The sequence below is a fragment of the Streptomyces sp. MK7 genome, from assembly GCF_032658145.1.
GTDB classification, from domain to species: domain Bacteria; phylum Actinomycetota; class Actinomycetes; order Streptomycetales; family Streptomycetaceae; genus Streptomyces; species Streptomyces spiralis.
This window is the reverse complement of the sequence record NZ_JAVACL010000010.1, coordinates 65,136-91,453: the sequence shown is the minus strand read 5'-3', so window position 1 is coordinate 91,453 and position 26,318 is coordinate 65,136. Positions and strand designations below refer to the sequence as shown.

At 71.1% G+C, this 26,318-nt stretch carries 23 protein-coding genes and 1 pseudogene; 12 read left to right on the top strand and 12 right to left on the bottom strand.

Annotated elements, in window-relative coordinates:
- Positions 1–10: 10 nt before the first annotated feature.
- From R2S09_RS14515 to R2S09_RS14500, 4 genes are all read right to left on the bottom strand, one after another.
- Positions 11–877 carry a hypothetical protein gene (locus R2S09_RS14515; protein WP_306189669.1) on the bottom strand — a complete coding sequence of 289 codons (867 nt, stop codon included), beginning with the start codon at positions 875–877 and terminating at the stop codon, positions 11–13.
- 322 nt (positions 878–1,199) lie between these two features.
- Positions 1,200–1,493: a hypothetical protein gene (locus R2S09_RS14510; protein WP_306189668.1), complete on the bottom strand. Its 294-nt coding sequence runs from the start codon at positions 1,491–1,493 to the stop codon at positions 1,200–1,202.
- Between the two features lie 127 nt (positions 1,494–1,620).
- Positions 1,621–3,228, bottom strand: a complete 1,608-nt coding sequence (locus R2S09_RS14505; RefSeq protein WP_316741386.1) for a S8 family serine peptidase — start codon at positions 3,226–3,228, stop codon at positions 1,621–1,623.
- 277 nt (positions 3,229–3,505) lie between these two features.
- Positions 3,506–3,973 carry a hypothetical protein gene (locus tag R2S09_RS14500; RefSeq protein WP_306189666.1) on the bottom strand — a complete coding sequence of 156 codons (468 nt, stop codon included), beginning with the start codon at positions 3,971–3,973 and terminating at the stop codon, positions 3,506–3,508.
- Between the two features lie 434 nt (positions 3,974–4,407).
- On the opposite strand from R2S09_RS14500, the pseudogene R2S09_RS14495 reads away from it, so the two are divergent.
- From R2S09_RS14495 to pyrF, 4 genes and pseudogenes are all read left to right on the top strand, one after another.
- Positions 4,408–6,929, top strand: a pseudogene (locus R2S09_RS14495) (SpoIIE family protein phosphatase).
- A gap of 270 nt (positions 6,930–7,199) precedes the next feature.
- A complete protein-coding gene (locus R2S09_RS14490) occupies positions 7,200–10,451 on the top strand; it encodes a HAMP domain-containing protein (protein ID WP_399143947.1) in 3,252 nt (1,083 codons plus the stop codon).
- Between the two features lie 63 nt (positions 10,452–10,514).
- Entirely contained in the window at positions 10,515–12,932 is a 2,418-nt protein-coding gene (locus tag R2S09_RS14485; protein ID WP_316741384.1) for a SpoIIE family protein phosphatase, read from the top strand.
- Positions 12,933–12,974: 42 nt separating this feature from the next.
- Complete coding sequence (gene pyrF, locus R2S09_RS14480) at positions 12,975–13,670, top strand: orotidine-5'-phosphate decarboxylase (protein WP_316741382.1); 696 nt, start codon at positions 12,975–12,977, stop codon at positions 13,668–13,670.
- A gap of 95 nt (positions 13,671–13,765) precedes the next feature.
- On the opposite strand, the gene R2S09_RS14475 is transcribed toward pyrF, so the two are convergent.
- Positions 13,766–14,119 (bottom strand): hypothetical protein, encoded by a 354-nt coding sequence (locus R2S09_RS14475; RefSeq protein ID WP_316741381.1) that lies wholly within the window; start codon positions 14,117–14,119, stop codon positions 13,766–13,768.
- Positions 14,120–14,826: 707 nt separating this feature from the next.
- On the opposite strand from R2S09_RS14475, the gene R2S09_RS14470 reads away from it, so the two are divergent.
- From R2S09_RS14470 to R2S09_RS14460, 3 genes are read left to right on the top strand one after another with little or no spacing between them, the layout of a single operon-like run.
- A complete protein-coding gene (locus R2S09_RS14470; RefSeq protein WP_306189661.1) occupies positions 14,827–15,108 on the top strand; it encodes a helix-turn-helix domain-containing protein in 282 nt (93 codons plus the stop codon).
- A 56-nt stretch (positions 15,109–15,164) separates the two neighbouring features.
- A complete protein-coding gene (locus tag R2S09_RS14465; protein ID WP_316741377.1) occupies positions 15,165–15,866 on the top strand; it encodes an IS3 family transposase in 702 nt (233 codons plus the stop codon).
- 44 nt (positions 15,867–15,910) lie between these two features.
- Entirely contained in the window at positions 15,911–16,144 is a 234-nt protein-coding gene (locus tag R2S09_RS14460) for a hypothetical protein (RefSeq protein ID WP_306189659.1), read from the top strand.
- Positions 16,145–16,190: 46 nt separating this feature from the next.
- Here R2S09_RS14460 and R2S09_RS14455 read toward each other — a convergent pair whose 3' ends face one another.
- The 4 genes from R2S09_RS14455 to R2S09_RS14440 all read right to left on the bottom strand — a co-directional run bounded on the left by R2S09_RS14455 (position 16,191) and on the right by R2S09_RS14440 (position 18,825).
- Complete coding sequence (locus R2S09_RS14455) at positions 16,191–16,541, bottom strand: helix-turn-helix transcriptional regulator (RefSeq protein WP_306189658.1); 351 nt, start codon at positions 16,539–16,541, stop codon at positions 16,191–16,193.
- Positions 16,542–16,725: 184 nt separating this feature from the next.
- Positions 16,726–17,787 carry a BN159_2729 family protein gene (locus tag R2S09_RS14450; protein WP_306189657.1) on the bottom strand — a complete coding sequence of 354 codons (1,062 nt, stop codon included), beginning with the start codon at positions 17,785–17,787 and terminating at the stop codon, positions 16,726–16,728.
- Positions 17,784–18,380 (bottom strand): RNA polymerase sigma factor, encoded by a 597-nt coding sequence (locus R2S09_RS14445; RefSeq protein ID WP_306189656.1) that lies wholly within the window; start codon positions 18,378–18,380, stop codon positions 17,784–17,786. The genes R2S09_RS14450 and R2S09_RS14445 overlap by 4 nt, the downstream gene beginning before the upstream one ends.
- Before the next feature lie 205 nt (positions 18,381–18,585).
- Positions 18,586–18,825 (bottom strand): helix-turn-helix domain-containing protein, encoded by a 240-nt coding sequence (locus tag R2S09_RS14440; RefSeq protein WP_306189655.1) that lies wholly within the window; start codon positions 18,823–18,825, stop codon positions 18,586–18,588.
- A 235-nt stretch (positions 18,826–19,060) separates the two neighbouring features.
- Here R2S09_RS14440 and R2S09_RS14435 point away from each other — a divergent pair, with 235 nt between their 5' ends.
- The 5 genes from R2S09_RS14435 (at position 19,061) to R2S09_RS14415 (ending at position 23,865) form a co-directional block, all read left to right on the top strand.
- Positions 19,061–19,570 (top strand): transcriptional regulator, encoded by a 510-nt coding sequence (locus tag R2S09_RS14435; protein ID WP_306189654.1) that lies wholly within the window; start codon positions 19,061–19,063, stop codon positions 19,568–19,570.
- Positions 19,571–19,999: 429 nt separating this feature from the next.
- A complete protein-coding gene (locus tag R2S09_RS14430; protein WP_306189653.1) occupies positions 20,000–20,239 on the top strand; it encodes a hypothetical protein in 240 nt (79 codons plus the stop codon).
- Positions 20,240–20,789: 550 nt separating this feature from the next.
- Positions 20,790–21,002 carry a hypothetical protein gene (locus R2S09_RS14425; RefSeq protein ID WP_030176057.1) on the top strand — a complete coding sequence of 71 codons (213 nt, stop codon included), beginning with the start codon at positions 20,790–20,792 and terminating at the stop codon, positions 21,000–21,002.
- A 164-nt stretch (positions 21,003–21,166) separates the two neighbouring features.
- On the top strand, positions 21,167–23,134 hold the full coding sequence (locus R2S09_RS14420; RefSeq protein WP_306189652.1) for a hypothetical protein: 1,968 nt from the start codon (positions 21,167–21,169) through the stop codon (positions 23,132–23,134).
- A gap of 35 nt (positions 23,135–23,169) precedes the next feature.
- Complete coding sequence (locus tag R2S09_RS14415; protein ID WP_306189651.1) at positions 23,170–23,865, top strand: hypothetical protein; 696 nt, start codon at positions 23,170–23,172, stop codon at positions 23,863–23,865.
- 125 nt (positions 23,866–23,990) lie between these two features.
- On the opposite strand, the gene R2S09_RS14410 is transcribed toward R2S09_RS14415, so the two are convergent.
- The 3 genes from R2S09_RS14410 to R2S09_RS14400 form a co-directional block, all read right to left on the bottom strand.
- Positions 23,991–24,911 (bottom strand): phosphotransferase, encoded by a 921-nt coding sequence (locus tag R2S09_RS14410; protein ID WP_306189650.1) that lies wholly within the window; start codon positions 24,909–24,911, stop codon positions 23,991–23,993.
- A 120-nt stretch (positions 24,912–25,031) separates the two neighbouring features.
- Entirely contained in the window at positions 25,032–25,355 is a 324-nt protein-coding gene (locus R2S09_RS14405) for a hypothetical protein (RefSeq protein ID WP_316741376.1), read from the bottom strand.
- An 88-nt stretch (positions 25,356–25,443) separates the two neighbouring features.
- Entirely contained in the window at positions 25,444–26,136 is a 693-nt protein-coding gene (locus tag R2S09_RS14400; RefSeq protein ID WP_306189648.1) for a DUF899 family protein, read from the bottom strand.
- Between the last annotated feature and the right edge of the window lie 182 nt (positions 26,137–26,318).

The window sequence follows — 26,318 nt, the reverse complement described above, 5'->3', positions numbered from 1 at the left end:
CCACGCCCCTCTACGGTGTCAGGGCGGTGGTCCGGCGTTCCTGGGCCTGGGCGTAGGCCATCAGGCCGAGCAGGACGGCGAGCAGGACCGCGGACGATCCAGTGGTGCCGAGGTCCAGGCCGCCCTGGGCGGCCGGCTTGGTGAGGAAGTCGCCGGCGGTGGCGCCCAGCGGACGGGTGAGGACGAAGGCGATCCAGAACAGCAGCACGTTCGGGACCGCGGGCACTTTCATCAGTACCGCGAGGACGGCGAGCATCCCGGTCACGAGCAGGGCACCACCGGCGTAGCCGAGGCCGGAGCTGTCGGACAGATAATCGCCCATGGAGGTGCCGAGAGTGTTGGACACGAGGATCGCCGACCAGAACAGGGCCTCGCCCTTGAAGGTGACGATGTCGCGGATCTGGAACGTCATCCCGCTCAGCTTCCAGGCCAGGAAGACGGCCAGGAGGATCGAGACCAGGATCGCCGCTCCGGCCGGGTAGCCCAGGCCGAGGCCCTGTGGGCCCCAGCCGAGTGACGTGGCCCCCTCCCGCAGGTACTTCGCGCTGGCGTCGCGGTTCATGAAGTCGGACATCGTGGTGCCGGCCATGCTGGTCGACAGGATCACGGTCCAGTAGAAGAACGGGTTGTAGCGGCTCGAGCGCAGCTGGACCACCAAGGTGACCACGAAGATCAGGAACAGGGCGATCGTGGTGAGGAAATAGCCGAGCTTCAGGGTCTGAGCGAAGAGGTCGCCCGCCGTCTCGCCCAGGGTGGTCGCGGCGATCTTCATGATCCAGAACGCCACGGTGACCTCGGGCAGCTTCTTCATCACCGACTTGGCCGCACTCGACGTGCCCGCCGCGTCGAGGCCGGTGAGAACCTCCGGTTTCGCCACTTCACCAACTCCTGTCCGGTCGTACGGCGGACAGGGCACCCGCTCGCACGAGCGGATGCCCTGGGATGAACCGGCCGTCAGGTGCGGCCGGGACCGTCGCCCCCGGCAGAGCGGCTCTGCACGGTTCCTGAACGCCATTGTTCCCGCGGCTCAGGCCGCACCTTGCGTTGCTTGCTCCGGTCCGGTGACGTCCTTACGGGTGGTGGACACGGAGACGACGGCCGGTCGGCGCCGACCGTCTCTCCCCGGGTCGGTCCCCGGACGGAACGGGCCACAAAGCGCCGACCGTACGGCCCGGTGCGGCCCCCTGCGGCACTCTTCGTCACTCGCGGTCGATCTCCGGTCGTATCTCCACCGTGAAGACCGCATCCGCGTCGGGGCCCTCCTCGCCGCGCCAGACGAGGATCCGCACGTGCCGGACGTCAGGGGCGGCGTTCGTCTTCCACTCGGACACCAGGGCCGTGGCGACGAGGGCGGCGGCGTACTTGGCATCCTCGGCGGGATCGTCGGCGGTGATCCTCCCGCGCCATCGTTCGGGGTCGCGGCTGTAGGGGCGCCAGCCCTCCGAGCCGTGCGGTTCGTCCACCCGGTACACCCAGTCCGTCTCGGTGCCCATACACCGATCCTGCCACCGAGCCCGCAAGGCGGTGCCGGGGGTGGCCCAGGGGGTCGAGCGCCCGCCGGTGGCACCCGCTGTTCTCTCGCAGGCGGGTGCCGTCGTGTGTGGTCGGGTCCGCACGGGTCTAACCGGCCATGGACGGGGTGTAGGGAGACGGCGCCGGAGCGGGCTGCGCTCCGGGGGTCAGGCCGAGGGCGACGAGAGCATCGGGCAGGCCGCGTCCGACGCGGGCCGCGTCCATCGTTCCCGGTGCGGCCAGGGGACGGCAGCTGGCCGAGATGATGTCGAACAGGTGCTGCACCCGGCCCGGCCCGCGGGGCAGCAACTGGCCGTGGAAGTTCTCGTGGTGGGCGAGGACGAGGGCCGCGAGACCGGCGACGTGGGCGGAGGCCGTGCCGGTGCCGTCGAGGGCCGTGTATCCACCGTTCGGCGCGCAGGAGATGACCGCCACGCCAGGGGCGGCCGCGTCGACGCCGGGGCCGTAGCAGCTGAACGGGGCGGCGCACAGTCCTTCCGGTGTCAACTGCGGTCCGCAGTGGGTGGCTTGGGAGGTGTGCTGCGGGTAGGAGCCGTAGGCGCCCAGCGCGCCCACGGCGAACACGGTCGGCAGTGAGCCCGGGAACGTGGTCGGCCCGCCGGTGTCGCCCGCGGGAGCGACGCAGGCGATGCCCGCCGCGGCCGCGTCGGCGAGTTTGCGGGCGACCAGCGCCGAGGGGTACGGGGCCGCCACCGCGATGTGGGCGATGTCGACCTGCCGCTCGATGCAGTAGTCCAGGGCGGCGATCAGGTCGCTGAAACGCCCGTCGGGCAGCACCTGGCAGACCTCGATCTCCGCGTCGACCGCGATGCCGATGACACCCCTGCCGGTGTCCGCCCCGGCGATGACGCCCGCCGCGTGGGTGCCGCTGCCCACCCTGTCGTTCGCCCAGCCGTCGTCCGTCCCGCGGACGAAGTCGGCACCCGCGTGCACCCGCTCCTTGAGATCGGGGTGCTCGTCACTGACGCCCGAGCCGATGAGCGCGATCCTGATGCCGAAGGCGCGGAACGTGGGCGGCATCCGGTCGAGCCGCATGGCCTGCTGGCCCCAGCCGTACTGCTGCCGCTGCTCCAGCTCCGGGTACACCTCGGCCAACGGGGTGAGGGTGACCAGGTTCTCCTTGGTCGCCGAAAGGTCGGGCCGAGCGATCCAGCGGTCCGCGTACCCGCTCGCGGGGCGCACGTACAAGGACTGGACGGACTTCTCGGTCTCCGTCGCCAGTGAGACGGTGACCTTGCCGTCGGCCCCGGTGACGCCCTGGCCCGGCCAGGCCGACCCGATCAGGAACACCCCCGCACCGGCCAGTGGTTCACCGTCCGGGCCGCAGACCCGCATTGAGATCTCGACGGGCCGGTCCAGCGGCATGACCAGTCCCGGGTCGCCCAGCGGCAGCGTGCCCGGGATCTGCGTGGTGACGGGGCCCGTCGCGGACAGGGGCAGAGTCGCGGACAGGGGCAGATCGGGTTCGATGTGCACCGGCAGCGATCCGATCGCCGGCACCTGGGCCTCGGCCGCCTCGACGACCGCGATCTCCGGGCAGGAGGGGTGCACTCCGGCCGACCGGAGCTTCTCGGGCGTCCGGAGTCTGCGGACCACCGTGACCTCGGGCATCCGCTCCAGCGCGTCGCGCACCGCGTCCATGCCGAGTTCGGGGACCCCGGGTGGGAGCAGATGCTGCGGCAGCGGTGTCACCATGTACCGCTCCCGGCGCGGCCGCACCGCGATCGGTGGCGGCGCGCCCTTCTCACGTGGCCCTGCTTCTTTGCCCTCGGGTCCCGGCCCACCGGCCCCCGCGCCCCCGGACCCGCTCTCGCGGTTGTTCCCGGGCCTTTCCTTGACCATTGCGTCCACCTTCACCACGGCTATGTCGTCCTTGTGCTCCTGATCAGGTGCGGGGCGGCTCGCGCTTCCACGGTGATGCGGTGTGCCCGGGAACCGGTCCTGGGCACACCGCATCGCGCGCCGCCGGGTGTCAGCCGATGCCGAAGGGCTGGCCGCCCATCGGGCCCATGCCGTAGCCGGACTGCGGGTACTGCGGGAACGGCTGGCCGAAGGACTGCGGGCCGTACCCGCCGGCCCACGGGTGCTGACCGCCCTGCTGACCGCCCTGCTGGCCGTGCTGGCTCTGCTGGAGCAGAGTCACGATCGCGACCGGCAGCGCCTGCTGTACCGACTGCTCCACCGCGTGGCGGATACCGGTGTTCAGCGTGTGGTGCAGCGCGAGGGCGAGGTACGGGTGCGCCTGGTGGGCCAGGCCCTGCTGCTGCAGCTGCTGCTGGACCTGCTGGATCTGCTGCAGCGTCTGCTGCATGCGCTGTGCCACCTGCTGGCTCGCCTGCTGGCAGGCCTGCTGGATCGACTGCTGGACCACCTGCGCGATCTGCTGCTGCGGGCCGCCGATCTGCTGGCCGTACTGCTGCAGGGGTTGGCTACCGGTCATGACCGACATGAATGCTCCGTTCAATGCCTGGGATGGCCGACATAAGACCTATGTCGGCTTTGTCGGAGAACTCCGACGCCCTGAAGCTAAGTTGGCCGCGCCCGCTCCGCAATCGGATGGCCGCCTCTGTGGGCGACGGGCGGGCCCCCGACCTGCCAGGAGGCGGGGTCCGGCCTCCTGGGACACGCCGCCGGTCGGGTGAATCCGGGCCGGCCGCGCGCCGTACCGCGGAGGGCTGTGCCACTCCGCATCCGTCGCGTGATGCGTACGGTGAGCCATCCCTGGGAAATGTCTGGAACGTGACGGAAGTCCGTGAGGCGGCCGTACGGATGAGGCACGGGGCAGGAGAGGCTGACCACTCCCTGGGACGGAGAGGGTCGCCATGGTGGCGAGCGAGGAGAGCGGTGCCGCCTTGGGGCGATTCGACGTGGCGGATGCCGCGCCGCTGGTGCTGGACGCGCAGGCGGTGGTGGTCGGCTGGGGCCGGGACGCGGAACGGCTGCGTGGCGGATGCCGCGCCGCTGGTGCTGGACGTGCAGGCGGTGGTGGTCCGCTGGGGCCGGGACGCGGAACGGCTGCTGGGGTATGCGGCCGCCGAGGTGCTGGGCCGGAGCGCGGCGGAGCTGCTGGCCGGTGACGACGCCGCCCGTCTCCCGGAGTTGAGGGAGCGGTGCCGCCGCGACGGCGGCTGGGCGGGCCCGGTGTCGGTCCGGCGCCGGGACGGATGCCCCCTGGCGGTGATGGTGCGGGTGGTCCCGGTGCTGGAGAGGGGCGGGTCCCCGCGCCGGGTGGCGCTGGTCGCCGGCATGGCCGGCGCCGCGGGCTGGGACATGAGCCGCGCTGTGCTGGAGCGGATGGTCGAGCATTCGCCGCTGGGCATCGCCGTCGTGGACACGGATCTGCGGTTCGTGTGGTCGAACGCCGCCCTGGAGCAGTACGGCGGCGGCCCGGCTGCCGGCCGGATCGGACGGCGACTCGCGGAGATCCAGCCGGGTCTGGCCACCAAGGCGATCGAGGCGCAGATGCGGCGGGTGCTGGAGACCGGGGATCCGGTGGTCGCCCACGAGCACGTGGGGCGGATACGGTCCAGCCCGCACCGGGAGACGGCGCACGCGATGTCGTTCACCCGGCTCGACGACGACCTCGGCCACCCGATCGGAGTCTCGTACACGGTCGTCGACGTCACCGAGGGCTACCGGGCACGAACGCGGCTGGCCCTGCTGGACCGGGCAGGACAGCACATCGGCAGCACGCTGGACGTCACTCGGACCGCGCAGGAACTGGCCGACGTCGCGGTGCCCGAACTGGCCGACTTCGTGGCGGTCGACCTGGTGGAAAGCGTCCTCAGCGGGGGCGAACCGGCCCCCGGCGCGGGCACGGTGGCGTTGCGGCGTGCCGGGCACCAGTCGGTGAACGACGGCGTTCCGGAGGCCGTCGTCGCCGTCGGCGACGTGGCCCGGTACCTGGCGGGGTCACCCCCCCGTGCGCTGTCTGACCAGCGGCGAGTCGTGGCGTGCGGAACGCCTGGATCCGCTCGCGAAGGAGTGGGCGACCAACATACCGGGCGGCCGGGAAGCCACGTTCCTCGAACTCGGCCTGCACAGCGTGATGATCGTGCCGATGCGTGCACGAGGCGCCACCCTGGGAGTGGCCACGTTCTTCCGGCGCCGCCGCCAGGAAACCTTCGACGCGGACGACCTCAGCCTGGCGGACGATCTCGTGGCCCGTGCGGCCGTGTGCGTGGACAACGCCCGCCGCTACACCCGGGAACGGCACCAGGCCCTGGCGCTCCAGCGCGGCCTGCTGCCGCACCGCCTGCCCGACCTGAACGCCGTCGAGGTCGCCGCCTGCTACCGGCCGGCCGACGAACTGACCGGCCTGGGCGGCGACTGGTTCGACGTCATCCCGCTGTCCGGGGCCCGCGTCGCCCTGGTGGTGGGGGAGGTGCCCGGCCACGGCATCGACGCGGCCGCCGCGACGGGCCGGCTGCGCAGCGCCGTCCGGACACTCGCCGGCCTGGACCTGCCGCCCGACGAGGTCCTCGCCCACCTCGACGACCTGGTCGGCAGAGCCGCGCACGAGCACGGCAGCGGCACTCCCGGTCCCAGCGGCACTCCCGGCCAAGGACCGCAGGCGATCGGGACGAGCTGCCTCTACGTGGTGTACGACCCGGTCACCGGGCAGTGCGGGATGGCCACCGCGGGCCGTCTCGCTCCGCTGGTCGCCGCCCCGGACGGCACGGTCGCCCGCACCGGCCTCCCCCTCGGCCCGGCCCTCGGCACCGGCGGTCCGCCGTTCGAGGCCGTCGAGCTCACCCTGGCCGAGGGCAGCGTCCTCGCCCTCCACACCGACGGCCTGCCCGGCGCCGAGACGACCCGCCCCGGTGACATCGAGGCGTGCCTGGGCGCCGCCGTGGCACAGGCGGGGGAGTCCCTCGACGACCGGTGCCGGGCCGTGGTCGACGCCCTGGCCCCGGCGCGCCCCCGCGACGACGTCGTCCTGCTGATGGCCAGAACCAGGCGGCTGGACACCGGGCGGGTCGCCTCCTGGGATCTGCCGACCGATCCGGCCGCGGTCCCCGAGATGCGCAAGGCGGGCCACCCGGCAGCTGACCGCACGGGGCCTGGACGAGCTGTCCTTCGCCACCGAGCTGGTCGTCAGCGAACTGGTCACCAACGCCATCCGGCACGCCACCGGACCCGTGCGGCTGCGCCTGATCGTCGACAACGTTCTGATCTGCGAGGTCTTCGACGCCGGCGCCACCGCTCCGCACCTGCGCCATTCGAAGACCACCGACGAGGGCGGCCGCGGCCTGTTCCTGATCTCCCGGTTCACCCGGCGGTGGGGCACCCGCCCCACCCGCGACGGCAAGGTCATCCGGGCCGAGCAGTCCCTCACGGAGCCGGCCGGGTACGTCACCGGGTCCGCCGGGTCCCTCACGGAGCCCGCCGGGTAGCGTCCCCGTGCCACACCCTCTGCTCCCGCGTGCGCGGTCAGGGTCGGCACGTACGCGATCAGGCGGCCGAACAGGCCTGCCGCGAGGCGGCCTGTTCGGCCCGCGGCCGGCCACGGTCGCCCGCGAGAGCTGTCCGGCCCTGTCCCGTCGGCGGCACACTGGAGACACGGTGCGGCCGCCGCGCAGCCTCCGGGCGGGCCGAGGGCCGCCACCTGCAGGCAGCTTCCCGGTCGCCCAGCCGGGAGGCGGACCAGTACGGCGGGAGCGGAGATGGCTGAGGCTTCCCGAGCGGCCGCGCGGGACGGATCCACGAGTGCGGCCTGCCAGATGGACGAGGCCGGGTTGCACCGCCTGCTCGCCGGTCTCACCGCGGTCCGGGACGGCGACTTCCGCACCCGGATCCCCGAGGACGGCGGCGGGCTGCTCGGTGAGATCGCCACCGTCTTCAACGGCATGCTGGAGCAGCTGTCACGGTTCACCTCCGAGGTGACCCGGGTGGCCCGCGAGGTCGGCAGCGAGGGCCGCCTCGGCGGGCAGGCCCAGGTGACGGACGTGTCGGGCTCGTGGAAGGACCTCACCGAGTCGGTCAACGCCATGGCGGGCAACCTCACCACTCAGGTGCGGAACATCGCCCAGGTGGCCACCGCCGTGGCACGGGGCGACCTCTCCCAGAAGATCACCGTGGACGCCCGCGGGGAGATCCTCGAGCTGAAGGAGACCATCAATACGATGGTCGAGCAGCTGTCGGCGGTCGCCGACGAGGTCACCCGGGTGGCCCGCGAAGTGGGCACCGAGGGCGACCTCGGCGGCCAGGCCACCGTCCGCGGGGTCTCCGGCACCTGGAAGGACCTCACCGACAACGTCAACGTCATGGCGTACAACCTCACCGGCCAGGTGCGTTCCATCGCGCAGGTGGCCACCGCCGTCGCCCGGGGCGACCTCTCCCAGCGGATCGTCGTCGAGGCCCAGGGGGAGGTCGCCGCTCTCGCCGGGGTCATCAACACCATGGTCGACACCCTGTCCGCGTTCGCCGACGAGGTGACCAGAGTGGCCTGCGAGGTGGGGACCGAGGGCATCCTCGGCGGCCAGGCCCGGGTACCGCACGTGGCGGGCACCTGGAAGGACCTCACCGACAGCGTCAACTCCATGGCGAACAACCTGACCGGCCAGGTGCGCAACATCGCCCAGGTCACCACCGCCGTCGCCGAGGGCGACCTCACCCGCAAGATAGACGTGGACGCCCGCGGCGAGATCCTGGAACTCAAGACCACCATCAACACCATGGTCGACCAGTTGTCCTCCTTCGCCGCTGAGGTGACCCGGGTGGCCCGCGAGGTCGGCAGCGAGGGCCGCCTCGGCGGGCAGGCCGAGGTGGAGGGCGTCTCCGGCACCTGGAAGCGGCTCACCGAGAACGTCAACGAGCTGGCCGGAAACCTGACCCGGCAGGTCCGCGCCATCGCCGAGGTCACCAGTGCCGTGGCCGAGGGCGACCTCACCCGCTCCATCACCGTGGACGCCTCCGGCGAGGTCGCCGAACTCAAGGACAACATCAACGCCATGGTGAAGTCCCTGCGGCAGACCACCCGGGCCAACCAGGAACAGGACTGGCTCAAGACCAACCTGGCCCGGCTCTCCCGCCAGGTGCAGAGCCGCCGCGACCTGGACGACGTCGCCCGGCTCGTCATGGACGAGCTGGTGCCACTGGTCTCCGCGCAGTACGGCGCGTTCTTCCTCTCCGAGGGCACCCGCGAAGGGGTACGGCTGTGCCTCATCGACTCCTACGGACGCCCCGAGAACTCCCCTCGCCCCACGCGGTTCCGGCTCGGCGAGTCACTGGTCGGCCAGGCCGCCCGCAGCCGGCGCACCATAGCGGTGGACGACGTCCCGGCCGACTACGTCACCGTCTCCTCCGGTCTCGGCAGCGCGGCCCCCGCCAGCCTCATCGTGCTGCCCGTCACGGCGGAGGAGCAGGTGCTCGGCGTCATCGAGCTGGCCTCCACCGGGTGCTTCACCCCGCTGCACCGGGACTTCCTGGACCAGCTGATGGAGATCATCGGGGTCCACGTCAACACCATCATCGCCAACGCCCGCACCGACGAACTCCTGGGCGAGTCCCGGCGCCTCGCGGGCGAGCTCCGGGCCCGTTCGGAGGAGCTCCAGGCCCGCCAGGAGGAACTGCAGCGCTCCAACGCCGAGCTGGAGGACAAGGCCGCGCTGCTGGCCAGCCAGAACCGCGACATCGAGACGAAGAACCTGGAGATCGAGCAGGCACGGCAGGAGATCGAGGACCGGGCCCGGGAGCTCGCCCGCGCCTCCAGGTACAAGTCGGAATTCCTGGCCAACATGAGCCACGAACTGCGGACCCCGCTCAACAGCCTGCTCATCCTCGCCCAGTTGCTGGCCCAGAACCCCGGCCACAACCTCACCCCGAAGCAGGTGGAGTACGCGGAGGTCATCCACTCCGCCGGGTCCGACCTGCTCCAGCTGATCAACGACATCCTCGACCTGTCCAAGGTCGAGGCGGGGAAGATGGACATCAGCCCCGAACGCTTCCGCCTGCGTCAGCTGCTGGACTACCTGGAGACGACCTTCCGCCCCCTGGCCTCGCAGAAGGGCCTGGAGTTCCAGGTCGTCACGGCCACCGAAGACGCCTGCGAGCTGGTCACCGACGAGTCCCGGCTGCGCCAGGTGCTCCGCAATCTGCTCTCCAACGCGGTCAAGTTCACCGAGGCAGGCCGGGTCGAGCTGCGGATCGAACCCGCCGACACCGCCGACGCCGATCTGCCCGACTCCGTCCGCCACAGCGGGCCGGCCCTGGCCTTCCGGGTCAGCGACACCGGCATCGGCATCCCGGACCAGCATCTGGAGAGCATCTTCGGCGCCTTCCAGCAGGCCGACGGCACCTCCAGCCGCAAGCACGGAGGAACCGGACTGGGCCTGTACATCTGCCGCGAGATCGCCTACCTGCTGGGCGGCTCCATCCACGCCCGGAGCACCCAGGGCGAGGGCAGCTGCTTCACCCTGTATCTGCCGACCGTGCATCCCGCGGTCCAGGGCGCTCTCCACCTCACCGCGGAACCCCCCGCCGAGGGCACGCTGGTCCCCGCACCGGACACCGGTCCGGAGCCCACCGCCGAAGAGGCCGATCCGCTGGCCGGCCGCACCGTGCTGGTCATCGACGACGACGCCCGGAACGTCTTCGCCGTCACCGGCATCCTGGAGCTGCACGGCATGCGGGTCCTGCACGCCGAGAACGGCCGCGAAGGCGTGGAGACAGTGGCCGACGAGGACGTCGACCTGGTCCTGATGGACGTGATGATGCCGGAGATGGACGGCTACGCCGCCACCGCGGCGATCCGGGCCCTGCCCGGCCCCCGCCGTGTGCCGATCATCGCGGTCACCGCCAAGGCCATGTCCGGTGACCGGGAGAAATGCCTGGCCGCGGGAGCCGACGACTACGTGCCCAAGCCCGTCGACGCCCAGCAGCTGGTCCACTGCATGCGCCGCTGGCTCGACGTGTGATGTGCTGGTGGGGGGCACGCGGCGGGCAGTCGCCCGCGGCGTACCCGCCCGAGGAGCAGTGCCATGGCGGAGCAGCAGCACGAGCCCGAGCGGCAGCGGTCCCCCTCCGGACCCGCCGCGCCTCCCACGGGACGCGGTGAGACAGGGGTGGCCGGGCTGGCGGCCACCGTCCACCGGCTGAGCGCCGAGAACCGCGCCCTGCGGCAGGAGAGCGAGGCCCGGGTTCTGGTGGAACTCGCCCAGGGCGTCCTGGTGGAACGGCTCAAGTGCGCTCCGGCCGAAGCCGCGCGGCAGCTGCGACGGCTCGCCTCCGACGCCCGGACGGCCCTGCCCGAGCTCGCCGCCGACATCGTCGGGGAGGCCGCCTCGGACACCATCGCCTGCGCCGCCGCCGAAGTCCACGCCGCGCAGACCCCGGCCGGCACCGGCCGGACAGCGGAGGAAGCCGCGGAGCCTCAGAGCCAGGGGACCGCCCTGCGGCTGCGCACGACGGAGGCCGCGGCCATCCTGGCCGGTGACGACACCCGGGCCCTCGCCCGTGCCCTCCTCGACCGCGCCCTGAGGCCACTCGGTGCCACCGCCGCCGCCGTCTGGTCGGCCGCCCCCGACGGCTCGCTCACGCTCGCCGGAGAGGCCGGGTTCGGGCCCGCCGAGGCCGCCCGCTGGCGCTACGTCCCGCCCGGGGTCGGCACCCTGGCCCAGCGGGCCGTCACCGAGGGCCGAACCCTGTGGACCGCCGAGTCCGGCGGCTCGCTGCCGCCCACCCTCGGCGGTGGCACCAGTGGCACACGAGCAGTCGTGCCGGCCCGGGACGGCGGTCAGCGCGTCGGAGTCCTGGAGATCCACTGGCCCGGCCCCACCGGCCCCGGCACCTACCCCGCACTGCCCCGGCAGCTGGACGCCCTGGCGCAGCTGTGTGCCCTGTCGCTGTCCGGCCACGGTGCGGAGCCGGGCAGCCCGGCCGACGCGACGGCCGGCTGCCTCGTCGCCCTGCTCGACGGCGTGCTGGACTCCGCCGCCCTGCTACGGCCGTTGCGGGACCGCGACGGCCGGATCACCGACTTCGTCATCGAGCACACCAACGCGCGCTTCACCGACCCCGCCGGCCGTCCCCCCTCCTCGCTGACCGGGCTGCCGCTGCTGGAGGCATATCCTCTGTTCGCCGCGGACGGCGGGCTGTTCGAGCGGATCGAGCGGGTGCACGACACCGGGACCCCCTACCGCGACCAGAGCACGGTGCTCACCTTCCCGGGCAGTCCCGCCCCACCGCCCATGGTCGCCGCCGTGGGGCTGGCCCGCTTCGGCGACGTGGTGCTGCTCAGCTGGCGGCTCCCGGACGGCGACGCCCGGCGGGCCGACCTGCTTCAGCACGCCCAGCGAGTCAGCGGGATCGGCGCCTTCGAGGAGAACCTGACCACCGGTGAGATCACCTGGACCGAGCCGCTGTCCACCCTGTACGGGCTGCCGCCGGGCACCTCCCCGGTCGCGCTGCACCGGCTCCCCGGACACGCGCACCCGGACGACGCCGGCGCCGTGAGGCGCTTTCTGCGCACCGTGCTCCACCAGCGGGAGGAGAGCGCGGTCACCTTCCGGCTCCGGCGCGCCGACGGGGTGGTCCGCCACCTGCGCGTCGTCGCCGAACCCGTCTGCGACGCCTCCGGGCTCCTGGTCGCGGTACGCGGCGCCTACCAGGACATCTCCCGCCTCTCCTGGACCGAGGTCGCGCTGGCCGCCACCCAGGACCGACTGGCCAGCGCCGAGGAGCAGGCCGCGGAGCGGCGCCGCCTGGCCCGGCAGCTGCAGCGGGCGATCATGCCCCCGACGGTCCAGCCGGTCTCCAGGGCAGGCCTGCGGGTCGCCGTGCGCTACCGTCCGGCGGAGGAGGACCAGCGGGTGGGCGGAGACTGGTACGACGCCGTCGTTCTGCCCGACGACCGGGTGCTGCTCACGGTCGGTGACATCGCCGGTCACGGCATCGCCGGCGCGACGGGCATGGTCGTCCTGCGCAACGCCCTGCGCGGCCTGGCCATCACCGGTGCGGGGCCGGGCCGGCTGCTCTCCTGGCTGAACACCGTCGCCTGCTGTCTCACCGAGCAGGTCACCGCGACCGTCGTCTGCGGCCTGTTCGATCCCGTCGCCCGCACCCTGTGCTGGGCCAATGCGGGACACATGCCCCCGGTCCTGGTCGGCCGGGAGAAGGCCGAAGCCCTCACACCGCCGGACGGAGTGCTGCTGGGCGCCGTCGACGACGCCGCGTACGAGGAGACCCAGCACGAGCTGCGGCCGCAGGACATCCTGCTGATGTACACCGACGGCCTGATCGAGCGCCGCGACGGGAACATCGACCAAGCCCTCCGAACGCTGCTCACCGCCGCCGGCCGCGCGGTGGACGGCCTCGAGGACTACCTGGACCATCTGCTGTCCTGCGACATCGCCGACACCGACGACGACATCTGTCTGATCGCCGTCCAGCCGACCTGATCACGACGGTCACCGGTCCGCGGCGGCGGGCACAATGCCACCATGCATCCGAACCACCAGGTCATCGTCGCCCTGGACTGCGACAGCCGCGAGACGGCCGAGGAGATCGTCGACCGACTGGGCGACGCATGCCGCTTCTACAAGGTCGGCCTCGAACTGCTCACCGCGGCCGGCCCGGCCTTCGTCGAGCACCTTGTCGCCCAGGGCAAGGAGGTCTTCCTCGACCTCAAGCTTTTCGAGATTCCGAACTCCGTCGCCGGTGCGGTCCGGGCCGCGGGGACTTTGGGCGTCTCCATGGTGACCGTGCACAGCATGGGTGGTACGGGCATCATGACGGCCGCCGTCGATGCGGCGCGGGACTTTCCCCACCTGCGGGTCCTTGCCTTGACGGTGGTCACCAGCATGACCGACGAGGACCTGGCCGACATCGGCGTCGGCGAGTCGACCGAGGAGCAGGTGCTCCGCTTGGCCCGCCTGGCGGCCAAGGCCGGCTGCCACGGCGTGATCGCCTCGCCCCAGGAGGTCGCTGCCCTGCGCGGCGTACTCGGCAGCGACGCCCTGATCGTCACTCCTGGCGTCACGCCGCACGGTGATTCCCCGGCCGAGCACGCCCGTCCCGGCACACCGCGTGCGGCCATCGCCGCGGGCGCGTCCCATGTCGTCGTGGGACGAGCGGTCACACGTGCCACCGACCCGGCAGCCGCGTTCCGTCGGGTCCGGGCCGGTCTGGTCGTGTAGTCGACGCTGTACGTCCGCTGCGCGGAGCATCCTGGGCACGGCGAGGCCGCCCGCGGTCAGGTTCCTGACGGCGGGCGGCCTCGTCTGTCGTAGGGTCAGCGGCGCCAGTAGCGGTCACAGTCCCGGTAGTTGTGGTGGTTGTCGTACCGGTCCCAGTCCCGGTAGTCGCTGTACCGGTCCCAGTCCCAGCTGTAGTAGCGGCAGTTGTCGCGGTAGCCGTGACGCCAGTAGTCGTTGCGGTAGTTGTAGCAGTGCCTCCGCAGTTCACCGGTGTGGTGGTAGGTGTAGGCGCGGTGGCTGGGGGCGTGGTTGTGCATGCCCAGGTGGACGGCGGGCGCCACCGCCTTCACCGTCGGCAGCGGGGCGGCGGCTGCCTCCATGGAGAGGGGGGCCATGACAGCGCCGGCCGCCAGGAGCGTGCCTACTGCTGCCTTAGCAATGGTCTTCACCTGATCTCCTTTCGAACATCAGGGCCGGTTTTGCCCTGGTGCGGAACGTGACGCTACATCAAATTCGTCGCAATTCCGGGGCTGGATTGAGTCGTCGTCCATGCGTGAGAACTGAGCGTGAGACGTGAAAAGTTGCAGCTCAGCGGACGTTTCCGGGGAACTTTCACGGGAATGCGCACCGGTCTGTGAGTTCTGCATCCGACCAGGTGAATTCACGGCCGGCCAGGGGCGTTTGTAAGTACGCAGAAAAACAGACCCGACGGTGTTAATGCATTCTTTGAAAATGCCCCATTTCTTGTGGAGCGGTGCGGTGAGAAAGCGTGCCGTGGCCTTGCGGGCGGGAGCGAGGGGGTGTGTGGGTGCTGCCCTGGTTGTCGTGGAGCGCCTTTCTCGACAGGAGAGGGGTGCCGGCCGGCCGTGGTGGCGGTGGTGCAGAGCTGGTTGCGTGTCGCCCTGTGTCGGGTGCGCGGTGTGCCGTGTGCCGGCGGTCCTCGCGCCTGTTCGGTGATGGGAACGGGCGCACGCTTCTGAACGAATGTCGGAAATGGAAGGTTTGCGGTGACGGTTCCCTTTCGGCTACTGTCCAGAATCTCTGGACGAACCGTCCGGAGACTCTGAACGGCGGGGCCGGCGCAGCGACTTCCGCCCGTTTCCCATGACGGGCGTGGACGGACGCGACAGCGCGTGTTCCGCCCGTCCTTTCGGCAGTGTTCGTGAACGAGTGGGATCCGGTGAGCAGTTCGTATCCGGCGGCACTGCGTGTGCGTGCTGAGCAATTGGTCGGTGAGGGGCATTCGGTCCAGGAGGTGGCACGGCAGCTGGGCGTTTCCGTGCAGACCGTGTACCGGTGGCGGCGCGTGCGCGTGTCCGCATCGGAGCTGGCGCGGGCCCGTGCTCGTATCGGTGAGTTGGAGGGCGAGGTTGATCTGTTACGGGAGGCGATCGCCGTGATGAAGCAGGTGGTGCCCCCAAAAGGCGGTACGAGGTGATTGCCGGTGTGGTGGCGCGGGGCTTTCCGGTGCGCAGGGCGGTAGCGCTGCTGGATGTGTCTGAGTCCGGGTATTACGCCTGGCGGGCACGCACTCCCTCCGCGCGGGAACTGCGCCGGGCCTGGCTGACCGACGTGATCACCGACATCCACCGGGAATCCGGCGGCGCGTTCGGGTACCGCCGGATCGGGCAGCAACTGCTGTGCCGTTACGGCATCAGCGTCAGCCACGCGACCGTGGAGTCGTTGATGAAGCGAGCCGGGATCTGTGGGAGGACGGGACGGCTGCACGCACCGGACCGGCGGCCGGGACCCCGTAGTCCAGGAGACCACTGGATCGTCGACGTGCAGGCCTTCACCACCCGTCGGCGTCCCCTGTACTCGGCGGTGGTCCTGGACGCCGCGTCGCGCGGCCTGATGGGCTGGAGCACCGCGGAGTCGGCGGACCGGCCACTCGTCCACCGCGCTGTCATGGCGGCGATCACCCGGGCCGCCGGCACGGTAGGAGCCGACGGGAGTGACGGGACCGGCCTCAATGCCCAACGCTCCCCTCTGGCCTGCTCCTTCACCCAGCGTGCGCGTGCGCTGGGATGCGCACCCGCGCACGGAGCAGTGGGCAACTGGTACGACCACGCCGTCGTCAACGCCTTCTGGGACAGCGTCCACCGCGAACTCGACGAGGCGTCACCCCGGCCGGACCCAGGAGCCCTCGAGGAGCGGCTCGGCAAGACCTTCGACCACTTCGCCCGGCCAGCGTGAGCCACCGGCCGGCGCAGCTCCACCCACTTCAAAGGGGGGATCACTTGGACACGACATCATCTCTGCCCACCGATGGAGCCGGCCTCCACAGCGGGCAGCACGCCTCCACCACCCAGGCCCATCGGGTACGCCTCTACGGCGTGTTGGACTCGGTGTGCCGGCCGCTGGACGCCGCTGATGTGCAGGCCGTCTTCCAGCTGGCCGAGCTCGACGGCGTCACCGTGCAGGCGGTCATCGACTGGATCAACGCGGCACGGATGCTTCCGCGTCCGCTGTGACGTGCCTGACTGAAGGCACCCGCCCGCCCGGAACGCTCGCGCGCCCCTATCGGGTCTGGTCGGCGCGCAGCAGCGATTCGACGAGGACGGCCACATGCCGACGGTCGGTCCGGCTGAGTTTGTGGACGCTGGCGATGAGAATGGCCACTTCGGGGTCGGCGGCCTCAGGCGCGTCGTGGAGGTAGAGATTGACGCCGGCGGCTTCGGCGGCGGCCCGCTGCACCGGCGGGAGGGGGATGCCCAGGCCCTTGGCCAGGCCTTCCAGGGTGCTCTGCTGGGGCATCTGCGCCAGTCGCGCGGAGGTGGCCAGGTGGTGGACCGTTGAACGGGAGATGCCGCCGCGACGCGCCACATCGCTGTAGGACCAGCCGTTCTGGTCCAGCTTGTGTTTGATCATTTCCTGCAGTGTGTTGGGCACGCCGGTTCTTCCTGTGCAGAAGCAGTCACCGCCTGTCGTTGAGTCTAACGGCGCTGCCGCCGGGACGTTCTGCACCTTTTTCCGGTCCGGGACCGTGCGCTACCCTGCCGTCCGGCTGTGCCCCGTGGGGGGCGTGGGGGGTGTCTCGTGCTGTGATGGGTGTTCAGCAGCCGTTCGCCGTGTCCCGGTCCGCGGAGGCGGGGCTCGGGATGAGGGGCCCGTTGGCGGTCAGGATGGACGTCAGGGGGTAGGGCGGGCTGCCGGTGCCGTGGAGGGTGAGCAGGGGTGTGTCGTCCTCCTGGCGTTGGCCGTGGTACTGCCATGTCTGGCCGTGGCGGTCGGTGTGGGGGAGCGCGAGGTCGTAGACGCGGCCTGCCAGGCAGTACGGTTCGGTGGCTTTCCGCGCCGCTTCGTCCAGCAGACGGGGTACGGCGTCGGCGGTGAGGTGGATCTCCACGCCGTCCAGCTGCCCGGTGGCGGTCTGGGCCCCTCCGGCGGGGTGGGTGGGTGCGTTCACGGGTGCGCCGATCGCGCTCAGCCAGTACTCCCAGTCGGCCAGTGAGAGGGCCTCGATGTGGACGGTGACGCGGTCGTGATCCGCGGTGATCCGGGTGACGTCGAGGCGGCCGGCGTGTTCGGCCCGCAGGCTGGCCGCCGTTCGGGCGGCCGCCGACTGCTCCGGCTCCTCGCGGCCTGCCTGCTGCCCCTGCTCCTCGTGGCCGGCGCGCTGCCCTTGGTCTTCAGGGCCTGCTTGCTGCCCGTCGCCGTGGCCGTCGTGGGCCATGGCGCTCTCGTGAGTGCCGTGCGATTCCTCGGTGCCGGTGCCGTGTGCGGCGGCCGGGGCGTTGTCCGGGGCGTTGTCCCGCTCGGGCATGTGCGGGCTGTTGTGGGGGGCGTAGAGGAGGTGCAGCGGGTGGGATGCGTCAAGGGTGCTGGGTGGGATCCGGCTGGTGGCGGGCGTGGTGATCGCCTCCCACAGGGCGGCGGGTGCCCGCGGTACCAGGTGCGCCGCGGTGTCGGTGGCCTCCGCGCCACCGGGATGGGTCCGTGGCGGGGCCTGCCGCGTGTCGTGCTGCTCCCGCAGATGCCTGAGGGCTTCGGCGCCGCCGATCTCGACCAGGCGGCCCTGTGCGTTGAGGTCGGCGATGAAGGCGCGGGCGAGTTCGCCGAGCCGTGTCATCAGTTCCTGCTCGACGTCCATGTTCTTGCCGAAGGCGGGGCTCATGCGGCGGCTCCCGCGTAGGCCTTGCGGAGGGAGCCGAGGGCGCGCCATTGCAGTGTCTTCACGGCGGCGTCGGTGGTGCCGAGGGTGCGGGCGGTCTCGCTGACGGACATCCCGCCCAGGAACCGCAGCCGGATGACGGCCTGTTGGCGGGGTGTGATCTCGGACAGGGCGTTGTGCAGGTCGTCGAGGGCGAGCGAGGAAAGGACGGTGTCCTCGGGGTTGCTCACCAGCGGCGCCCAGGCGTCTGTCAGCAGGGTGATGTGGTCGACGAAGGTGAGGTGGCGTGCCGCGGCGGTCTTGAAGTGGTCCGCGACCACATTGCGCGCGATCGTGCACAGCCAGGCACGGATCGACTTACCGGTCCAGGTGAAAGTGGCGATCTTGGCCCATGCCTTCATGAAGACGTCCGCGGTGAGGTCCTCGGCCAGGGCGGAGTTGGATCTGACGCGCTGGCCGATGAGCGTGGCGATCAGTCCGTAGTGCCTGCGGTACAGCTCGGCGAACGCCTCGCGATCGCCTTGCTGGGCCCGGATGATGAGTGCTTCTTCCCCCGTGGTGCCGCCGTCCGGGGCGGGGTGAACCTGAGTGGTCAAGGGTGCTCCTGATCGTGGGTGCATGGGATTTCTCGGGCGGGCTGCGTCGGTGCGACGCCCCGTCTTCGGGCCGCCGGTGGCCGAGGGCGGGCCGGCGCCGGTCGCCGTCATGGCGGGGTCGCCGGTACGGCTGGGTCGGCGGGGCCGGCTCGCCTCCGGCTGCGGGCCGGCCGCTTTCCTGACGTCGTGGGCGGTGCCCGTCCGGTCAGGGCGCGTGGTGTGGTTGCGAAAGACTGCTGTGCTGGAGGGTCTGTATGTCGTCGTAGACAAGCGCGTCGAGCCGGACGCGATAGGCGTCGCGCAGCGTCCACAGTGTGGCCAGGCTGGGCTGTTTCGTTCCGGCCGCCAGCCGGTGGAGCGTCGATCTGCTGATACCGGTGCGCTGCGCCATGTCGGCGACACTTTGGTCACCGAGCTCCCCGGCCTTTGCCAGGAGCGTGGCCATGTGGAGGCGGAGCATGGTCAAAAGACCCCCTCAGCAACGTGCAGCCGTGTGGCTAACCCACACGCGTGCAACATATGCAAGTTGCCGGGCATAAGTGACGCAAGGGTATTTTGATTCGCACACAGATACGAGATTCGCGATGTGGCCTGCACAAATGCCGATCTAGGTTGTGACCTGCAAAGGTGCACGCGTGCAACTGGCGTGTGCCATCATGCCTTCGCGCTACTCTCCGGGCATGCGGAGTGTGGAAGATTCCCCCCACGAAAGCCGGACCGACCGGCAGGCCCAGGCGCGGCGGGTCGGCGCGTATCTCACCGGAGCGGCGACAGCGGCCGGATATGACGTTCGCCGGCGACAGGGCGGCCGGGCACAACTGGCGGTCGCGACCGGCCTGAGCCTGACCACCATCAGCCGGACACTGGACGGCAAAACCCTGCCGCTGCCCTCGCAATTGACGACCTGGGCAACGGTCCTCAACCTCGATCACCGCAGGATTCTGGTGGAGAGCGGCCTCATTCCCGAACAACGCGGGCCTCAAGCGCCGCGACGGGAGATCAAGGAGACCGGCTCGCGGACACTTTCTCCGGAGGAGGCCATGACCGCATGGGGCATCACCGATCCCATCATCCGCCGGACATTGAACGGGAGCATCGTGCACGCGATCGAACTCCAGGAGGAGATCGACGCGGCCGAGGACCCAGGGCCCCTGCCGGTGAGCAAGCACACCTGGCGCGGACGCGGATGACCCCGCTTCTCGCACACATCGTCTTTTCGCGGATCTTCGGATACCGGCCGGCCGTACCCGGCACGAAGTCACCGTCCCGGTACGGGACGTCAACGCCCGGCTGACCTGGCACGGCGAGCCGTGCGGGCCGTACGGTCCGTGTCCTGCGGGCCGTACGGCCGGCGGCCGCCAGGCATCCGTGTCCTCGCCGGCCCGGGTATTCGAGCATATGCACACCCGCCAGGTGCGCCCACTCGGCGGTGGCTCTCCCGCTAAGCTCGGCGGAATCTTCTCGAAATCCGGTGGCTGCGACGCGGTTCACGGTCGCGGGAAGAGCCGGAAGAAGAGCCGGAAGAGCCAGAGAATCCTCCTGCCGTGCCAGGATCCGGTGCCTTGGAAAGGCCATGCTGGCGAGAGGGGTAGCAGGTGCTTGTCGTCCAGGGGGCCCCCGTGACCGCTGCCGTGCGCAGCAGCTCCGGCGAGGCGGTGGTTCTGCTTTCCTCGGACGCGCTCCGGCGGGTGCCGGAGGCGACGTTGGCCGACATGTTCAAGGCAGCCGCCGCCGTTCTCAGTACCGCGGAACTTCAGGCCGTCCACAAGGCCGTTCCCGAACTCGGCACAGGTCTGCCCGATTTCCATGTCCGTGTCGAAGGAAGCCTGCTGACGGTCTACAGGCTCGCCGTCGGCTGAGGATCCGAGTGCGGCTGACGGAACAGGATCTTTCTCACCTTTGCGCTGCCTGACGCCGCCACCGTGCCATGGCCGGCTGGGAAAGTCGTACAAGAACCGGCGCCAACGGCGCGAGAACTCAGCCTCCGTGCAGCCCCGTTGGGGCGATCGTTGCTGGTGAGGGCGGGGGACTGAACAGCAGTGCGACTCTGAACGAATGTCGGAATTGGATTGTTTGCGTTTTTCCTTCCCTTTCGGCTACTGTCCGGGACCTCCGGACAAACTGTTCGGAGACTTTGGACGGCGGACGGTTCTCCCCCCATACCGCCGTTCCCGACTCCGCAGCCGGGTTTCCGCATGACCTGGCTGCGGAGGAAGGGATTTCGGTGCCGTCCGCTTCCTGACGGCGTGATGGTGGCAGATGGATCGCTGCTCACTCACTGTCAGCCGGATTCGCGCCGGCAGGTGCGAAATGAGGCACTGAGTGCGGCTCGGCGGACGCGTTCGGACCGTAACTCACCGGTGCTCGTTTTGCTCACACACCCATTGAATGGCATGGAAGGAGATTTTCATGAACATGGAACAGCTCGAGGCCGAGACCGCGGAACTGCTGCCGGGGCGTGAGGCGCTGGGCAAGTTCTCGTTCAACTTCGCCAAGTGGTCCACCGTCACGAGGAAGGTCGCGCACGTGGACGCGCACAACGAATCGGCCGCGCTGAACCAGTGCTCGCCGTACGCGGTCGCGCAGTCCGAGGCCGCGCAGTCCATCAGCGTGCAGCAGTAACGGTCAGGGCCGGGCAGGGGCCGGGTCCGCACAAGGACGGACCCGGCCCCGCCCGGCCCACCAGCCAGAGAGCCACTGATCCACGCCCGCTTCTCGCCGGCGGCCCGTCCCGCAGGGCATGCGCACATGTGCCGGAACGTCAGATGCGCCCAGAAGGAAAACCGATGACGGCGTTGGAAGACAACAGCAGACTCACCTCGCTGCCTGCCCGTGTCCCACCCCCGGGGCCGTGCCCGGAGCCGGCCGCCGCCACCATGGCGCCGGACCCGCCCGCCGACGCCGGACGCACGGCCGCCCCGGCGACCACCGTGACCGCCGCATGCGCCTCCCCGAACGCCGCGCCCGTGCCCCGGCTGAGCCAGGGGCTGCAGTTGCTCGGCGAATACCAAGGATCGGGTTTCACCGAGCGCCGGTACATCGTCCGCCGAGGTGACGGGCAGGTCATCCAGCTCTCCCGGTTGCTGTACCTGGTCGTCGCCGGAGTCGACGGGGTCCGGGACGCCGAGGCCATCTCCCACCGCGTCAGCGGCCGCTACGGGGCCGAGGTCAGCACCGAGAACATCGTCCACCTGGTGGAGCGCAAACTCACCCCGCTCGGAATCACCGTCCCCTTCGACGGTGACCCCCAGGAGGTGTCGGCGCCCCGCTCGGATCTGCTGCTGGCGCTGCGCGGCCACAAAGTGATCTTCCATGAGGCGCAGGTGGCCCGGATCGCCGCCGCGCTGGCATGGCTGCACCATCCCCTGGTGGTGGCACTGGTGCTGGCCGGCGCCGTCGCCATGGACGTGTGGCTCTTCGCCGTCCACGGAGCCATCACCCCGGTGCTCCAGGTGCTCGAACAGCCGCTGTGGATGCTGATCCTCTTCGCCCTCACCGTGGCGAGCCTGCTCTTCCACGAGTTCGGGCACGCCTCGGCCTGCCGGTACAGCGGGGCAGTGCCCGGGAAGATCGGCTGCGGCATCTTCCTGATCTGGCCGTCCATGTACACCGACGTCACCGACGTGTACCGGATCGGGAGGACCGGTCGTCTGCGCACCGGGCTGGGCGGCGTCTACTTCAACGTCGTCTTCATGCTGGTCCTCACCGCCGGCTACCTCCTCACCGGCCAGCCCTTCTTCCTGGCCGCGGTCTACCTCGCGCATTTCGAGGTCCTCGAGCAGCTCTTCCCGGTGGTGCGGCTGGACGGCTACTACATCCTGGGCGACATGGCCGGGGTGCCCGACCTGTACGGCAAGGTCAAGCCCATCCTCCTGAGCATGCTGCCCGGTCGCCGCCAGACCGCCGCACAGGTGGCCGGCCTCAAACGCTCGGCCAGGACCGTCGTGACGCTGTGGGTCCTGACCATGGTGCCGCTGCTGCTCGCAGAGGCGGCCTACGTCCTGTGGAACCTTCCGCGCCTGCTGGCCACCGCGGTTCGCGGCCTGAAAGGCCAGTGCCTGGGAACGTATGCGGCCTTCACCGACGGGCACATCGCGGCCGGACTGGTCGCGGTGATCGGCACGCTGATGCTGCTGTGCCCGCTGGCGGGGGGCGCCTACCTCGCAGGAAGGCTCACCGCCCGCATGTGGCGCGCCGCCGTGAGGGCGAGTGAGGGAAGGCCCGTGGTGCGTGTGTCCCTGGCCGGAGCGGTCGCCGCGGCCTGCGCCGTACTCGTCACGGCCTGGGTACAGGGCCTCACCCCTCAACCCCTGCCCGAAGCAGCGCCCGTGACCCCCGCCCTGCAACCCGGCAGGTCCACGCCGCCGGCCCCGCACCCCTCCCCGGCACGCCCCGCCGTCGGCGGTGTGCCCGGACAGAGCCGGCTCGCGGAAGGCCATCACCCTGCCACGCCCGGCCGGACCACCCCGACAACCCCACCGCCGTCCGCCTCCAGGTCGGCCCAGGTGCCCGGCACCGGCACACCGTCCCCCGCAGCGGAACGGACCGGGGCTCCCTCCCCGACTCAGGACGGCCCCGCTCCCACCACCCCCGCATCCGATCCGTCCCCGAGCCAGAGCCGGAGCGCGTCCGCATCCCCCTCCGCCTCTCCCTCCGCCACCCCCTCCGACACCTCCTCGCCCTCGCAGCCTCCCCCCACCTCGCCCCCGCCCCCGCCCTCGGCGACCGGGCCCTCGTTCCCCAGTCAGTCCTGAACCACGTACCACCCCACCTCTCGCAGGAGCAGACCATGCACCACCGCAAGCCCCGCACCCCCAGCGCCACCCGGTCGGCCGTCCGTGTCGCCGTCACCGTCACCGCCGGTCTGGTCATGACGGCCGTCACCACCTCAGCCCGCGCAAGCACCCCCGGCCGTATCGGCACCTCCCACGGCGTCGCCATCGCTGTCGACGGCGCACACAGCCACGCCGACCGGGCTCATGTGAGCCAGTTCGACGAGTCCTTCACGCTCCACACCTACGGCCCCTCCATCGCGGTGACGGCCAACAACCGGGCCACCGCCGTCTCGGCAGGATGCTCCCTGGCGCGGCCGTGCCGTTCCGTCGCCCTCTCCTACCAGATCGTCACCACGGCCGGCCGGAACGCCCGCCTGATCAACGCCACCAACCTCAGCAGGTCCGTCAACGAGCACTGCCCGGCCTGCCAGACCTTCTCCGCCGCCTATCAGTTCGTGGTGGCCACACCCCGGCAATTCAGCCTCAGCCGGCAGGCACGCGACGAACTCGCCGACATCGAGGGCAAGGTGGAGGCACTCAAGGCGTCCCGTTCGCCGATCGTCGAGGTCGCACGGCAGGCCGAAGAACTCGCCGCGCACGTCAAGGCCGTCCTCGACCGCGAAGTGGCCCGCGCACCACGCACCAGCGGAACCGACGACCCGTTGGCCGACTTCGCCCCGAAGGTCACCATGCACCGCTACGTCCGCTGAACACCCCGGCAGTCGGCAGGCATCACGCTCCACGAGAGTCCGGGCGGGCCGGGGCATGGCTCGGCGGACGGTGGATCGTGGAGAGGCCCGTCGGCCGCTGCCGGAGTCTGCCGCACGAGGTCGGATCAGCGGTGGGCCGTCGTGGTCAGGCGTCGCAGGGCGGCGTGGGCGGGTGGGCCCCAGGTGGACTTGCCGCCGGGCCGCCCCTGGATGCCGGCGTGTCCGATGAGGATGCCGCTGAGGGCGCGCAGCACCGCCCAGCCACGGGCGCGGCGCAGGGTCGCGGTGTCGGGGGCCGGCCGGTAGGCGTCGTAGAAGCGGCCGACGGCGCCGTCCGGCAGCAGTATCCAAGGGGCAGCCAGATCACAGGCCGGATCGCCCGCGCAGAGGTCGCCGAAGTCGATCACTCCGCAGAAAGTGCCCTCCCCGGTCAGGACGTTGGCCGGGTGCAGGTCGCCGTGGAGCCACAGCGCCGGGCCCGCCCACTCGGGGGCGGCAACGGCGTCGTGCCACACCGCGCGGACGGCGTCCGGGTCGGGGATCAGCCCCAGCCCGGTGGCCGAGGCGAGCTGCTCGGCGAACTGCTCGGCGAGGTCCGCCAGCGGCCGTCCACGGCCGTAGCCGCCCGCGGGCGCCGAAGCGGGGGCGGCCCGGTGAAGGGCCGTCAGGAAGGCGGCCAAGGTGTCGGCAGCGTGTGCGGCGCGCGTGGCGGGGGCGCGGTCCGCGGGCGCGCCCGGCACCCAGGTGGTGACCGTCCAGGGCCGCGGAAACCGCTCGGAGGGCTCGCCGAGGCGCAGCGGTACGGGAACCGGCAAGGGAAGGTGCGGGGCCAGCAGAGGCACCCAGGCGTGCTCTGTGCGCAGCAACTGGTCTGCCCGCTGTGTCGCCCAGGGCAGTCGGACGGCGAGGTCGTCGCCGAGCCGCCACAACTGGTTGTCCCAGCCCCGCGCGCCGAGCCGGAGGTGGCCGTCGGCCAGGTCGGGGTGCTGGTCGTGGAGCAGATCCCGGATCAGCTCCGCGGTGATCTCGATCTCGGTGTGGGTCACGCCGGGCCACGGTAGCCGCGCGGGAGCCCCTCGGTCCGAGGATCACGTCACCCGGGCCCGGCAGGGGCCGGTGACCTCCGGGAACATCGTCACGGACATGCGGACGGCCGAAGAGAGACCCTACGCCCGTGCGGGGCGGGCCGACCGGATGATGAGGGAGCGGAGTTCTTCCACGGCCCGCACGCGCGCCGCGCGCAGTTCGGGTGCGGGCAGTGTGGCCGCGGTGACGGGGACGGGGCGCGGGGTTCGGCCGAAGTGCTGCTCGATGTCGCGGATCAGGGTCGGACTCAGCCCCCATTCGCCGCCGATGACGATCACCCGCGGGTCCGCCGGCGAGACGAGTGCGCACAGTACCCCGCTCACGGCCCGGGCCAGAGCGGTGCGCATCCGCTGCGCGTGCTCGTCGTGGCCCGCGAGGATCTCGTGGATGACGAGCGCCGGCACGGACCGCGGACCGGAAGCACGAGCGCGCCGCGCCGCGCACCGGCGGCACCACCGGGTGCGCGGCTGACCCGCCGTGGCAGGAGGTCCCTCAGTCGCCGGAGCCCGGGCCGTACAGCGCGGCGATGTCCTTGGACGTCGCCCAGCGGCTGTAGGTGGGGGACTGAGGCCAGCCCTCGGGCACGTCCTGCCATTCCTCCTGCCGCCCGTAGGGCAGGAGGTCGATCAGCGCGAAGGTGTGACTGAGCTGCTCGGTGCCCCGGCCGTTGGTGTGCCAGGTGCGATAGACGGTGTCGCCGTCGCGCAGGAACACGTTGACCGCGAATCCTCCGTCCGGCGGTGCGCCGACGTCGGCGCCGAAGGAGCTGTGGGCGGTCGAGTACCACGTCATCCGGTTGCCGACCCGGTGCTTGTAGGCGAGTGCCTCCTCGATCGGGCCCTGGGTGACCACGACGAAGCGGGCGTCGTAGTTGTCCAGGAAGTCCAGGCGCGTGTACTGCGAGGTGAACCCCGTGCAGCCCGGGCACTGCCATTCCTGGCCGGCGAACCACATGTGGTGGTAGACGATCAGTTGCCTCTTGCCTTCGAAGACGTCCACCAGCCGAACGGGGCCGTCCTCGCCTTCGAGGGTGTAGTCGGGCATCTCGACCATCGGCAGGCGACGGCGCTCCGCGGCGATGGCGTCAAGTTCCCGCGTCGCGGCCTTCTCCCGGGCGCGCAGCGCCTCGAGCCGGCGCTCCCACGTCGCGGCGTCGACGACGGGGGGCAGAGCGTGGCTGGTCATGGTTTCCCTCACAGAGCTCGTACGCGGCTGGTGCTTGTACGGATTCAGACCCCGCCGGGCCCCGAAACTCATCGGCGCCGGCTGCTGACGCGCCCGGAGATCGGCGGCGGGCCCCGGTTGACGTGGATCGGTCCGGCCCACTATGTTCCTGAACGTGTTCAGTGAACGTATTCAGGAATTGC

Excerpts from the sequence above, each read along its gene's own strand:
- R2S09_RS14510 (WP_306189668.1), bottom strand. The coding sequence starts at position 1,493 with ATGGGCACCGAGACGGACTGGGTGTACCGGGTGGACGAACCGCACGGC.
- R2S09_RS14505 (WP_316741386.1), bottom strand. The coding sequence starts at position 3,228 with ATGGTGACACCGCTGCCGCAGCATCTGCTCCCACCCGGGGTCCCCGAA.
- R2S09_RS14500 (WP_306189666.1), bottom strand. The coding sequence starts at position 3,973 with ATGACCGGTAGCCAACCCCTGCAGCAGTACGGCCAGCAGATCGGCGGC.
- R2S09_RS14490 (WP_399143947.1), top strand. The coding sequence starts at position 7,200 with ATGGCTGAGGCTTCCCGAGCGGCCGCGCGGGACGGATCCACGAGTGCG.
- R2S09_RS14485 (WP_316741384.1), top strand. The coding sequence starts at position 10,515 with ATGGCGGAGCAGCAGCACGAGCCCGAGCGGCAGCGGTCCCCCTCCGGA.
- pyrF (WP_316741382.1), top strand. The coding sequence starts at position 12,975 with ATGCATCCGAACCACCAGGTCATCGTCGCCCTGGACTGCGACAGCCGC.
- R2S09_RS14455 (WP_306189658.1), bottom strand. The coding sequence starts at position 16,541 with ATGATCAAACACAAGCTGGACCAGAACGGCTGGTCCTACAGCGATGTG.
- R2S09_RS14450 (WP_306189657.1), bottom strand. The coding sequence starts at position 17,787 with ATGAGCCCCGCCTTCGGCAAGAACATGGACGTCGAGCAGGAACTGATG.
- R2S09_RS14440 (WP_306189655.1), bottom strand. The coding sequence starts at position 18,825 with ATGGCCACGCTCCTGGCAAAGGCCGGGGAGCTCGGTGACCAAAGTGTC.
- R2S09_RS14435 (WP_306189654.1), top strand. The coding sequence starts at position 19,061 with ATGCGGAGTGTGGAAGATTCCCCCCACGAAAGCCGGACCGACCGGCAG.
- R2S09_RS14425 (WP_030176057.1), top strand. The coding sequence starts at position 20,790 with ATGAACATGGAACAGCTCGAGGCCGAGACCGCGGAACTGCTGCCGGGG.
- R2S09_RS14420 (WP_306189652.1), top strand. The coding sequence starts at position 21,167 with ATGACGGCGTTGGAAGACAACAGCAGACTCACCTCGCTGCCTGCCCGT.
- R2S09_RS14415 (WP_306189651.1), top strand. The coding sequence starts at position 23,170 with ATGCACCACCGCAAGCCCCGCACCCCCAGCGCCACCCGGTCGGCCGTC.
- R2S09_RS14400 (WP_306189648.1), bottom strand. The coding sequence starts at position 26,136 with ATGACCAGCCACGCTCTGCCCCCCGTCGTCGACGCCGCGACGTGGGAG.